Raw genomic sequence first — 12390 nt, forward strand, 5'->3', positions numbered from 1 at the left:
GGTCATTCTCCGCGCAAGGCGCGCATGGGATGCACGCGGCCGGCGCGCAGCGCCGGAATCAGACAGGCCAGCAGGCCGGCGATGGCCAGCAGCACGCAGACGCCGGCGAGCGCCACCGGATCGACCGCACTGCGGCCGATGTCTTCCAGCACCGCACGCAGCACGCCGGACAGTGCCAGCGCCAGGCCGACGCCAAGCACCAGGCCGAGCGCGATCTGCCACAGGCCGCTGCGCAACACCAGCCGCGTCAATCGCGACGGCGCGGCGCCGAGCGCGCTGCGCACGCCGAACTCGCGTTCGCGCGCCGCGACCGCCACCGCCATCACCGCGTACATGCCGGCCGCGGCGAGCAATAGCGCCAGCGCGGCAAAGATGCCGACCAGCAGCAGGTTGAGGCGCATGTCGGCGGTGGTGCTGCGCACGATGCCCTGCATGGTGCGCAGGTTGGCGATCGGCTGGTTCGGCGCGACCGCGGCCACTGCCTTGCGCAGGGCGTCGCGCCAGGCGTTCGGGTCGCCATGGCCGCGCAGCGCGAAACGCATCGGCTCGAAGCTGCGGAAGATCTCCATGGCGTTGTCGGTCATCTGCGCCAGCGGCACGTACAGCACTTCCGGCTGCCCTTCCAGCGGACCGTACTGGTTGGTGTCGCCGACCACGCCGACGATGCGCGCCGACCACACGCCGGAGTGATCGCCGCGTTCGCCACGCTGGATCGTCTGGCCGAGCGCATGGCCGCCGTAGCGCTGTTCCGCCATCGTCCGGTTGATGATCGCCACCGTCTCGCCGCCGCGAATGTCGTTGCGGTCGAACGCACGCCCTTCGCGCATGGCGATGCCGAACAACGCGAAGAAATCGGGGCCGACGCCGTGGTACTGCGTGTTGAACTCTGTCCCGCTGCCGGGCAGGTGCAGGCCGCCGAGGTTGAACTGCCCGCTGCGCAGGTCCGCCGGCAGATTGGTGGTGGAGGTGACAGCGGTCACGCCGGGAATGGCGCGCAGTCGCTCGAGCACGCGCCCGGACAGGCCGTCCACCGCGGCGGCATCGGGATAGTCGGCGCGCACCGGCGAAAGCTCGAAGGTGAGGATGCCATCGCTGGTGAAACCCAGCGGCGTGCGCGCGGCATCGTACAGTGTGTGCAGGAACAGGCCGGCGGAGCTCAACAACGCCGTTGCCAGCGCCACCTGCGCCACCACCAGCACGCGGCCCAGCCGCCCGCTGTGCTGGCCGAGGCCGCTGCGTCCGCCTTCGCGCAATTCGTCGATCGCCGTCGCACGGCGGCCGCGCCACAGGCCGAGCGCCGCGGCCGCCAGTGCGCCCACCAGGCCAACCGCCAGCGCCAGCAGCCAGGTCGTGATGCCGAAATGCAGCTGACTGTCCGGCAGCCACTCCGCCGGCATGCGGCTTCGCAGCGCGCCGAGGCCCACCATCGCCAGCAGCATGCCGGCAAGGGCGCCGACGACGCCAACCAGCAGGCCTTCGGCCAGCGCCGGCAGCGCCAGCCGCAACATCGGTGCCCCCAATGCACCACGCACCGCGGCATCGTGGCTGCGCGACAGCGCGCGCAGCAGCATCAGATTGGTCAGGTTGACCAGCGCAATCAGCAGCACGAACAGCGCGCTGGTGAGAAACAGCATGAGCGCGTGCCTGGCATCACCATGCTGCCAGGCGCTGAACGGTTGCGTGGCGAAGTGGGCACGCTTCCAGTTGTCGTCGCCCATCGCGACGTACATCGCGTGCAGGCGCGTGTCGACCTCGGCGGCCACCGTCGCGGCGGCGACGCCTTCGCTCGGGCGCAGCAGGGCCATGTAGTTGGTGCCGTCGTTGGCGCTGTTGGCCGGCAGTGCGGTCGGCAGCATGACGTCGCCATCGAAACCCAGCGCGGCGAAACCTCGCGGCAACACGCCGATGATGGTGCGCGGCACGCCTTCGACCTTGAGACTGCGGCCGATCACGCTGGCGTCGCCGCCGTACCGGCGCTGCCAGAAACCGTGGCCCAGGATCACCACGGGCGGCCCGTGCGGCCGGTCCTCCTCGGCGCTGAAGCCGCGACCCAGCCACATCGGCAAACCGACCGTGGGCAGCAGGCCGCTATCGGCGTAAAGCGCCGGCACCAGTTCCGGCTGGCCATCGTCCGCGACGTTCAATTTCGGGCCGTCCTGTATCAGGCCGATGGATTGCACCCCGCGCAGCGATTGCAGGTGCTGGTACTGCTGCGGCGACACCGCGTTGACCTGATCCCGGTCCCAAGGGCCGGCCACCAACAGCCGCGAAGCCTGCGGCACCGGCAGCGGCTTCAGCAGCACTTGGTCGATCAGCGTGGAAACTGCCGCGGTGCAACCGACGCCAAGCGCCAGCACACCAGAGGCCAACAGCAAAAACCCCGGGCGGCGCAGACTCGCGCGCCAGGCTCGCCAGATTTCGGTCAGCCACACGTTCATGCGTCCACCTCCATTCGCAACGCCATGCGGCATACATGCTCGATCATTCCCCTCACTCCCCGCGCAACGCGCGCATCGGATGAACACGACCGGCGCGCAGCGCCGGCAACAGGCAGGCCAGCAGGCCAGCGGCGGCGAGTACCGCGCAGACGCCCAGCACCACCACCGGATCGAAAGCATTGCTGCGGCCGAGCAGGGTCATCAGCAGCACGGCCACGGCATGCGATGCACCCAGCGCGACCGCCACACCGATCGCCAGTCCCGCCACGATCTGGATCAAACCGCCGCGCAACACCAGGCCAAGCAAACGCCGCGGTGCGGCGCCCAACGCCATGCGCACGCCAAACTCGCGCTCGCGCGCGGCCACCGCCACCGCCATCACCGCATACAGGCCTGCTGCGGCGAGCAGCAGCGCGAGCGCCGCGAACAAGCCGATCAGCCACAGGCTGAGCCGGGCGTTCTGCGTGGTCTGGCGCACGATGCCGCGCATGTCGCGCATGTTCGCAATGGGCTGCTGCGGCGCAACTTGCGCCAGCGCCTCGCGCACGCCGGCTTGCCAGTCCATCGGGTTGCCATTGCCGCGCAACGCGAAACGCAGCGGTTCCATGTCGCGGATGATCGTCATCGACGGATCAGGCATCTGCGCCAGCGGTATGTACAGCACCGGCTGCAATGGCTGCAGCGGCCCGCGCTGATAGGTGGCACCCACCACACCGACGATACGCAGCGGCCATACGCCGTCACCCTCACGAGGCACGTCGATCATCTTGCCCACCGCGTGACCACCATAATACGTGTCGGCCAGATCCTGACTGACAATGACGACCCGTTCGTTGCCTGCGGCGTCGGCGAGCCTGAAGTCGCGCCCCTCACGCAAGGGGATGGAGAACAGCTTGAGGAAACCCGGCCCGATGCCGTGGTACTGCGCCACGAACTCCTTGCCGTCCGGCGTCTGCGGGTTTGTCTGGAGCTGCCCGTACAGGTCGTTGCTGGCAGGCAGGTTGGTGGTCACCGCAGCATCGGTGACACCGGGTATCGCCTGCAGCCGTTGCACCAGCCGCTGCGTCAGGACATTTATCGCGACCACGTCCGGGTAATCGGCCTTTACCGGCGCCAGCTCGAAAGTGAGCACGTGGTCGTCGGCAAAGCCCAGCCGCAGTTGCGAGGCGTCGTAGAGCCCGTGCATGAACACGCCGGCCGCGCACAGCAACACCGCCGCGAGCGCCACCTGCGCCACCACCAGCGTGTGACCCAGCCGGCCGCTGCGCAGGCCGACGCCGCTGCGGCCGCCCTCGCGCAGTTCGTCCACCGTCGTGGCGCTGCGGCTGCGCCACAGCGCCAGTATCGCCGCCAGCAGCGCGCCCAGCAGACCCACGCCGAACGCCGACACCCACGCCGCCATGCCGATGCGCAGCTGGCCGCCCCACAGCCATTCGGCGGGAATGAAGCCTTGCAGCAAGGCCAGACCCGCCAGGGCAAACACCATGCCCAGCAAGGCGCCGACGCCGCCCACCAGCAGGCCTTCGCCAAGCGCCGGCAGCATCAGGCGTGGCAATGACGCGCCCAGCGCACTGCGCACCGCGGCGTCGTGGTTGCGCGACAGCGCGCGCAGCAGCATCAGGTTGGTCAGGTTGACCAGCGCGATCAACAGCAGCAGCAGCGCGCTGGCCAGGAACAGCAGCAGCATCGGCCGCGCGTCCTGCTGCACGGTCGCGGCCAAGCCTTCCGCACCGAAACGCGGTTTCTGCCAATTGCCGCCCATGGCCATGTCGCGGTACATCGCGCGCTCGCGCGCATCGACCTGTGCCGACACCGCGGCGAGGTCGGCGCCACGCGCCAGCCGCGCGATCGCCACGGTACCGTTATGGTTGTAGTCGCGGCTCGCTTGCGGGAGCGCCGTTGGCAGCACCACGTCGCCCGCGCCGAGCACGGTGTTGAAGCCCGCCGGCAGCACGCCGACGATGGTGCGCGGCACACCTTCCACGCGCAGGCTGCGACCGATGACATGGGTATCGCCGGCATAGCTGCGCTGCCAGAAGCCATGTCCGAGGATGACGGCGGGCGGGCCGCTCGGGCGATCCTCCTGCGCATCGAAGTTGCGCCCCAGCACCGGCGACAGGCCCAGCGTGGGCAGCATGTTGCGATCGATGTAGATCACCGGCACCTGCGCCGGCGTGCCTGCACCAGCGACGTTCACCGTCGAACCGGGCCGTTCGAGGCCCAGCGACGTCACGCCGTCGAGCTGCTCCAGATACTGGTATTCGTGCGGCGAGATGCCGCCGGGATGGCCGTTGTCGTGCAGTTGGCCAAACACCACCAGCTGCTCCGGCTGCGGCACCGGCAGCGGCCGCCACAAGGTATTGCCGATCAGCGTGGCCACCGCCACGCTGGCGCCGATGCCCAGCGCCAGCACGCCGGTCGCCAGCATCAGGAAACCGGGACGACGCACGCTCGCGCGCCAGGCGCGCCAGATTTCGCTGAGCCACACGTTCACGCGTCGACTTCCACGCGCTGGCCGATCAGCGCATCCAGCCGCTGCTCGTCTTCATGACGTAGGCGGTCGTAGGTTTCCTCGTCGACCACGCGGCCGTCGAACAGGCGGATCTTGCGCTGGGCCAGTTCGGCGTAGCGGGCGTCGTGGGTGACCATGCAGATGGTGGCGCCACCTTTGTGCAGTTCGTCGAGCAAGGCCATCACGGCTTCGCCGTTGCGCGAGTCGAGGTTGCCGGTGGGCTCGTCGGCGAGCAGGATCGCCGGCCTGCCGACCAGCGCACGCGCCACCGCCACGCGCTGCTGCTGGCCGCCGGACAACTGCGCCGGGTAATGGCGCATGCGGTGCGCCATTCCGACGCGCTCCAGCGCTTCCTGCACCCGATCACGTCGCTCGCCAGCGCCAATGCCGTTGCGATAGGTCAGCGGCAGCTCGACGTTCTCCTGCACGCTGAGGTCGCCGATCAGGTTGAACGCCTGGAAGATGAAGCCGATCTCGGCATTGCGGATGCGCGCGCGTTCGGCTGCGTTGAGCTCGGCAACGTCATGGCCGTTCAGCACGTAGCTGCCGGCGCTGGCGGTGTCGAGCAGGCCGAGGATGGAAAGCAGCGTGGTCTTGCCGCAGCCGGATGGGCCGGAGATGGAAACGTACTCCCCACGCTCGATGTTGAGGTGCACGTCCGAGAGTGCGTGAGTTTCCACCTCGTCGGCCTGAAACACCTTGCGGATTCCGCCGAGGGTGATGACGGAAGATGTGTCGTTCATGGTTGCTCCGAAAGCTGTTCGAGGTTGTGTGGTGGCTTTTGTGGGAGCGGCTTCAGCCGCGATGACTTTGCCTTGAGCTCCGAAGCAGGAGCATCGCGACTGAAGTCGCTCCCGCAAGTCGCTGCGGCGCCGAGGTAGCGGACAGGCAAGTTCATTTCACCCTGATCCGATCATATTTATCCCATTGGCTGGTATCGGAAAGGATTACCCGGTCGCCCGGCTGCAGTCCCTGCAGCAGTTGCGCACGATCGACCGAGGTGGCACCCACATGCACTTTGACGCGGACGGCGATGCTGCCGGAAGCATCGAGGCGGAACAGGCCCACTTCGCTGTTCGCCTCGACCTGGGCGGGCCGACCCAGCGACAGCACCTGGTCGAGTTTCGCGATACGGATGCGGCCATCCACCGACAGGTCAGGACGTGCGCCGGCCGGCAGTGCGCCGGTCGGGGTCACATCCACCTGCACGCTGCCATCGACCACCGCCGGATCGATCCGCGTGACATTGCCATCGATCATGCCGTTATAGGTGTTGACCTGCGCCGACATGCCCAGCGCCACGTCCTTGGCCTGCACCTCGGGCACGCGCAGTCGCGCGATCAGCACGTCACCGCGCGCCACCCGCGCCAGGTCGGTACCGGCGGCGACCAGCTGGCCTTCCTGCACCGCCATCTGCTGCAGCACGCCGGCGATGCCGGCACGCACGTCGAGCGCGGCGGACTGACGCTGACGCAAGATCAGGTTGCTGCGTTGCAACTGCAGTTCGGCCTGCACGGCAGCCAGTTGCGCCTTGATACCGGCATCGAAGGTCTGCACGCGCTGCTGTTCGATCTCGGCACGACGCCTGAGCTGGTCCAGCGCGATCTGTTCCTGCTCGTACTGCACGCGCGGAATCAGGTTTTTCGCCATCGCCTTGGCATCGGCTGCGCTCTTCACTTTGGCCGAGGCGTAATCCGCCTGCGCCTGCGCCAGCGAGGAGCGTTCGTCCAGCAATTGCGATTGCAGCTCCGCGCGCTTGGCGGCGACCTGCGCCTCGGCCGCGGCGACCTGGGCCTGCGCATTGCGCAGCTCGTTTTCCACCTGTGGACTGACCAGACGCAGCAGCACCGTGTCGGGTTCGACGCGAGTGCCTGGCCACACTTCGATCTTCGCCACCTGCGCGCTGGTCTGCGCCGCCAGCCAGTGGATGTCGCGCGGCACCAGCGTGCCCGGCGCGCGCACCTCGCGAAGCATGTCGCCGCGCTGCACGGTGTCGATCCACAGGCTCGATCGCTCCGCCACCGGCAAGGCCGGCCCGAGGGTGGCTGCGCCGACGGCGAGGCCGGCGAGCAACAGCGCAGCGGCACCGAAGGCGATCTGTTTGCGGCGGCGTCTGTGCCGGGCGGCGAGAGGGTTGGCGATATCCATGAGCCTGATGGAGCAAGGCCCATGCCACGGACGAAATCGCCATTTCATGCGCTTTCGGCGGGTGCCGGCAGCGAGCCGTCGTCTGGATCCGGACAGTGGCGTCCGGACACGTACACCCACAGAGCATCATGACCGAAGCCGTGCATTGAGAGAGACGGCTTCAGCCAGTGTTCTGCAGGCCCTGCGCAACACCGTTGACACAGGCAACCAGCGCTCGCAGCAGGGCATCGTCCTTGCCCGCGCCTTCACGCCAGCGTTGCAGCAGATCGACCTGCAGCAGGCTCATCGGATCGACGTAGGGATTGCGCAGGCGGATCGATGCGGCAAGGCGCGGGTCGCCCTGCAGCAGCACATCGCCACCCTTGAGTTGCAGCAGCCAGTGACGGGTGCGGGCGAATTCGTCGCGGATCAGGCCGAAGAACTCGCCGTGCAGCGGACCGGACAGTTTCGAGAACGCCTCGGCGATATCCAGGTCGCACTTGGCCAGCACCATCTCGACGTCGTCCAGCAAATTGCTGAAGAACGGCCAGTCGCGTGCCATCTCCACCAGCGAGGCCTTGCCAAACTGCTGCGCGCCCAGTTCCAGCGCGCTGCCAAGACCGTACCAGCCGGGCAGGATCGAGCGGCATTGGGTCCAGGCGAACACCCACGGGATCGCGCGCAGGTCGTGCACGCCGCGCATGCTGCGACGGCTGGCCGGCCGCGAACCGAGTGTCATCTGCTCGATCACGTCGATCGGCGTGGCGGAACGAAAATAGTCGACAAAATGTTCGTGTTCGACGAAGGCGCGGTAGGTTTTTCGGCTGCTCGCCGACAACGCGTTCATCTGTTCGCGCCAGCGCTCCTCGCGCGGCTCGGTCTCGCGAGGACGCAGACTGGCGCGCAACACCGCGCCGACGGTTTGCTCCAAGTTACGTAACGCCAGCGCGCGAATGCCGTACTTGCGATGGATCACTTCGCCCTGCTCGGTCACCCGCAGCACGCCGGCCACCGCGCCACGCGGCGACGACATCAGCGCTGGCGTGATGCGCGCACCGCCGCGGCTGGCCGAGCCACCGCGGCCGTGGAAGAACGCCAGCTGGATGCCGGCGGCGTTCGCCACTTCCAGCAACTCCACCTGCGCCCGCTGCAGGCCCCAGCGCGAGGCCAGCGTGCCGCCGTCCTTGCCGCTGTCGGAATAGCCGAGCATCACCCATTGCTGGTTGTCACGCGCGGCCAGATGCTGACGGTAGACCGGATCGTCAAGTAGCGCGCGCAAGGTGGCTGGCGCATTCGTCAGGTCGTCGACGGTCTCGAACAACGGCGCGATGTTGAGCGGCACGCTGTCGTTCTCGATCAACCCGCCGTAACGCGCCAGCGCCAGCACCGCGAGTACGTCGGCGGCCGAGCGCGCCATGCTGATGATGTACAGGCCGACAGCCTCCCGGCCGTAGCGGCGACGGGCATCGCCCAGGGTGGCGAACACGTCGTATAGCGAGGTGACCACGTCGGCGTGGCTGATCGGGAAGCGTGCCTTGCCGCTGGCGTAGTCGCGCAGCTGCTGCGTGCGTTCGCCGGGCGCGAGCTGCGGCCACGCCGCGTTGCCCAGCAGCGCAGCCAGTGCATCGTCATGCACGCGCGAATCCTGCCGCACATCCAGCCGCGCCAGGTGCAGGCCGAAGGTGCGCACGCGGCGGATCAGGCGTTGCACCGCATATGCGCCGGCGTGCAGGCCACGATGGTCGACCAGGCTGGCGGCGATGAGCTGCAGATCGTCGAGCAATTCGGCAACGGACGTATAGCCTTCCGAATGATCGTCTGCATGGGTCGCTTCGAGGCGGGCACCGATCACCGTGAGCAGGCTTCGATAAGGCATGTCGGCATGCCGTGGCCGCACCTTTCCGGCGGCGGCGGGAAAACGTGCACGGTAATCGTCGAGCCGCTGCTGCAGGCGCACGTCGACCGTCACGCGGCCCTCGGTCTGGCTGAGCAGGCGTGCCAGCGCGGCCACGTCGGCCGCGTAATGCTCGATCACATGCGCACGCTGCGTCGACAGGCTGGCGGCGATGGTATCCGCACCGACATTCGGGTTGCCGTCCATGTCGCCGCCGACCCAGGTGGCGAAGCCGAGCAGCTGCGGCAGCTTCGCCGCGATCCCGTAAACCGTCTGCAGCGCCTCGGCCAGTGCTTCGAACAGTGCGGGCACGATGCGGTAGATCGGGTTGGCCAGGTAGAAGCCCACGTGGTGGTGTTCGTCCTGCACGGTGGGCCGTACTGGCGAGGCCTCGGCGGTCTGCCAGCCGGAGGACAACGCCATGTAGATGCGGTCGTCGTCCTCCTTGCGCTCCTGTGGCGTGCGGTGCTGGTCGAAACCGTCGATCAGCGAGCGCACTATCGCCTGCTCCTTCTCCAGCAACGAGCGGCGCACCGCCTCGGTCGGATGCGCGGTGAATACCGGCTCGATCCATAGGCGGTCCAGCCAGCCCAGCAGCTCATCCGCGCCGACGCCTTCCGCCTTCAGCCGACCGAGCACATCGAGCAGCGACTCCGGCTGCGGCGTACTGCCCTCACGCTGGTAGTCGCGCCGACGACGGATACGGTGCACCTGCTCGGCGGTGTTGACCGCCTGGAAATAGGTGGCGAAGGCACGCGCCAGCGCTTCCGCGTCCGGGGCCTCGAGACCGGCCAGCGAGTCGGCCAGTTCATCCACCGAGGCGCCTTCGCGACGGCGGCGAATGGCCGCGACGCGCACCTGTTCGACGCGGGCGAAGAACGCCGCGCCGCCCTGCTCGGCCAGCATCCTGCCGACCATCGCGCCGAGCCGGCTGACGTCCTCGCGCAGCGGGCCATCGGGTGGCAGGAACTCGGCTTCGCGGCTCTCTTCCATGCGGTCATTCCGGTGCTGGGTGAAGGGTCAGCCTATCGAATTGCGGCGCGGGAGGCATCCCTTGCCGTCTCCCGCTACAATAACGGGCTAGTACTGCCCGCCGAGGGGCGCTGCGACCGTTCACTGTGAATGCGGCTCCATCCGCAAAAAACCGCACATCCCTGTGCGGACTCTTCACAAAACGGCCAGGCTCGGCGCGGCACGTTCCACAACGGCGCCCGGTTGCCATACGCGAATCCCTTCGCAACAGACCGGCCATCCATGGCCGGACTCTTCGAAAGAGCCTCGCAATAAACCGGAGAAACCCATGAACGCCGTCACCAAAGAAACCGCTATCCACGACTACAAGATCCGCGACCTCTCGCTTGCCGACTGGGGCCGCAAGGAGCTGGACATCGCCGAGCACGAGATGCCCGGCCTGATGTCGATCCGCAAGAAGCACGCCGCCACATTGCCGCTGAAGGGTGTGCGCGTGACCGGCTCGCTGCACATGACGATCCAGACCGCCGTACTGATCGAGACGCTGAAGGACATCGGCGCCGACGTGCGTTGGGCCTCGTGCAACATCTTCTCGACCCAGGACCACGCCGCCGCCGCGATCGCCGCGACCGGCACACCGGTGTTCGCCTGGAAGGGCGAGACGCTGGAGGAATACTGGGACTGCACGATGGACGCGCTGTCCTTCCCCGACGGCAAGGGCGGTTTCCTCGGCCCGCAGCTGGTGGTGGACGACGGCGGCGACGTCACGCTGCTGATCCACAAGGGCTACGAGCTGGAGAATGGCTCGAAGTGGGTCGACGAAAAGGCGTCCTCGCACGAGGAGCAGGTGATCAAGAACCTGCTCAAGCGCGTGCACAAGGAGCGCCCGGGCTACTGGCACACCGTGGTGAAGGACTGGAAGGGCGTCTCCGAGGAGACCACCACCGGCGTGCATCGCCTGTACCAGCTGGCCGAAGCCGGCTCGCTGCTGATCCCGGCGATCAACGTCAACGACTCGGTGACCAAGAGCAAGTTCGACAACCTGTACGGCTGCCGCGAGTCGCTGGCCGATGGCCTGAAGCGCGCGATGGACGTGATGCTGGCCGGCAAGGTCTCGGTGGTCTGCGGCTACGGTGACGTCGGCAAGGGTTGCGCGGCCTCGTTGCGCGCCTATGGCTCGCGCGTGGTGGTCACCGAGATCGATCCGATCAACGCGCTGCAGGCGTCGATGGAAGGCTTCGAGGTCAATACCGTCGAATCCACTCTCGGCCGCGGCGACATCTACGTCACCACCACCGGCAACAAGGACGTGCTGACGCTGGATCACCTGAAGTCGATGAAGGATCAGGCGATCGTCTGCAACATCGGCCATTTCGACAACGAGATCCAGGTCGACGCGCTGAACGCGATGGCCGGCGTGGAGAAGATCAACATCAAGCCGCAGGTCGACAAGTACGTCTTCGCGGACGGCCGCGCGATCTTCCTGCTGGCCGAAGGCCGCCTGGTCAACCTCGGCTGCGCCACCGGCCACCCCAGCTTCGTGATGTCCAACTCGTTCTCCAACCAGACCCTGGCGCAGATCGAGCTGTGGGCGAACAAGGACAAGTACGAGAACAAGGTCTACATCCTGCCGAAGAAGCTCGACGAGGAAGTCGCGCGCCTGCACCTGGAGAAGATCGGCGTGAAACTGACCACACTGACCAAGGAGCAGGCCGGCTACCTCGGCGTGTCGGTGGAAGGCCCGTACAAGCCGGAGCATTACCGCTACTGAGTAACGCGGAATTCCGTGACGAAATCGAACGGGCGCCGAAAGGCGCCCGTTTTTTTCTTTGACCGGATCGACCACGGCGCACAGCGTCCACTCACGCCGTTCACGGCCGCCAGTTGGCATGACTCTCCCAGAACGCCACGCTGCGCCGGTAAGCCTCCCGGTCCAGCGGCACGTCCGAGCCGCCCTCTTCCACACCGAGCGCGTTGCGCATCATGGTGATCGGCGCCATCGGGATCTCTTCGGGCTCCATCGTGTACAGGCAGCCCACCACGCCCCAGTCGCCATCGATGGACGAGCCTTCCTTCGCCAGCTGCTCACGGCTGTAGAGGATGGGAATGATGTAGCGCGCCGCCGGCGACTCCACGCCCTCGAACCAGCGCACCAGCACCGGCAGCTCGTCCGACGAACGTGCCTCGTAGCCACTGCGCAGCCGATGGCGATTGTCGTCGGTGATTGGCACCGCGTAACAGCGTGTGGGCGTCCAGTTGGCGTGCACGTGCAGCTGGCAGAACGGCGCATAGCCGTCGAGTACCTTCAACGGCTGGTGCTCGTTGAGATGACGCTCGAACGCGTCCGCCGTGCAATCCTGGATCGCATTGCCGCGCTGGTCGCGGGGAAACAGGCGGGTACGGGCGAAGGGTGTGAGAACGATCATGGGCTGCATCGACGGGAGACC

At 67.4% G+C, this 12390-nt stretch carries 7 protein-coding genes and 1 riboswitch; of the genes, 1 reads left to right on the top strand and 6 read right to left on the bottom strand.

The genetic code is table 11. The features are described 5' to 3' along the window. Positions 1 to 2: 2 nt before the first annotated feature. The 5 genes from EAH75_RS10980 to ppc all read right to left on the bottom strand — a co-directional run bounded on the left by EAH75_RS10980 (position 3) and on the right by ppc (position 9964). Entirely contained in the window at positions 3 to 2438 is a 2436-nt protein-coding gene (locus EAH75_RS10980; RefSeq protein WP_140805460.1) for an ADOP family duplicated permease, read from the bottom strand. A 52-nt stretch (positions 2439 to 2490) separates the two neighbouring features. Then, on the bottom strand, positions 2491 to 4932 hold the full coding sequence (locus EAH75_RS10985) for an ADOP family duplicated permease (RefSeq protein WP_140805462.1): 2442 nt from the start codon (positions 4930 to 4932) through the stop codon (positions 2491 to 2493). Next, entirely contained in the window at positions 4929 to 5693 is a 765-nt protein-coding gene (locus EAH75_RS10990; RefSeq protein ID WP_140805464.1) for an ABC transporter ATP-binding protein, read from the bottom strand. Before EAH75_RS10990 ends, EAH75_RS10985 begins: the two co-directional genes overlap by 4 nt. A 151-nt stretch (positions 5694 to 5844) precedes the next feature. After that, positions 5845 to 7098 carry an efflux RND transporter periplasmic adaptor subunit gene (locus EAH75_RS10995; protein ID WP_140649383.1) on the bottom strand — a complete coding sequence of 418 codons (1254 nt, stop codon included), beginning with the start codon at positions 7096 to 7098 and terminating at the stop codon, positions 5845 to 5847. A gap of 160 nt (positions 7099 to 7258) precedes the next feature. Next, a complete protein-coding gene (gene ppc, locus EAH75_RS11000; protein WP_140649380.1) occupies positions 7259 to 9964 on the bottom strand; it encodes a phosphoenolpyruvate carboxylase in 2706 nt (901 codons plus the stop codon). 96 nt (positions 9965 to 10060) lie between these two features. Further along, positions 10061 to 10191: riboswitch (S-adenosyl-L-homocysteine riboswitch) on the top strand. 80 nt (positions 10192 to 10271) lie between these two features. On the opposite strand from ppc, the gene ahcY reads away from it, so the two are divergent. Further along, a complete protein-coding gene (gene ahcY / locus EAH75_RS11005) occupies positions 10272 to 11714 on the top strand; it encodes an adenosylhomocysteinase (RefSeq protein WP_140649378.1) in 1443 nt (480 codons plus the stop codon). A gap of 100 nt (positions 11715 to 11814) precedes the next feature. Here ahcY and EAH75_RS11010 read toward each other — a convergent pair whose 3' ends face one another. Continuing rightward, positions 11815 to 12378 (bottom strand): DUF3228 family protein, encoded by a 564-nt coding sequence (locus tag EAH75_RS11010; RefSeq protein ID WP_193557772.1) that lies wholly within the window; start codon positions 12376 to 12378, stop codon positions 11815 to 11817. Positions 12379 to 12390 lie beyond the last annotated feature (12 nt).

Source organism: Rhodanobacter glycinis (assembly GCF_006438785.1).
Lineage (GTDB): Bacteria > Pseudomonadota > Gammaproteobacteria > Xanthomonadales > Rhodanobacteraceae > Rhodanobacter > Rhodanobacter glycinis_A.

Excerpts from the sequence above, each read along its gene's own strand:
- EAH75_RS10995 (WP_140649383.1), bottom strand. The coding sequence starts at position 7,098 with ATGGATATCGCCAACCCTCTCGCCGCCCGGCACAGACGCCGCCGCAAA.
- EAH75_RS11010 (WP_193557772.1), bottom strand. The coding sequence starts at position 12,378 with ATGCAGCCCATGATCGTTCTCACACCCTTCGCCCGTACCCGCCTGTTT.
- EAH75_RS10980 (WP_140805460.1), bottom strand. The coding sequence starts at position 2,438 with ATGAACGTGTGGCTGACCGAAATCTGGCGAGCCTGGCGCGCGAGTCTG.
- EAH75_RS10990 (WP_140805464.1), bottom strand. The coding sequence starts at position 5,693 with ATGAACGACACATCTTCCGTCATCACCCTCGGCGGAATCCGCAAGGTG.
- ppc (WP_140649380.1), bottom strand. The coding sequence starts at position 9,964 with ATGGAAGAGAGCCGCGAAGCCGAGTTCCTGCCACCCGATGGCCCGCTG.
- ahcY (WP_140649378.1), top strand. The coding sequence starts at position 10,272 with ATGAACGCCGTCACCAAAGAAACCGCTATCCACGACTACAAGATCCGC.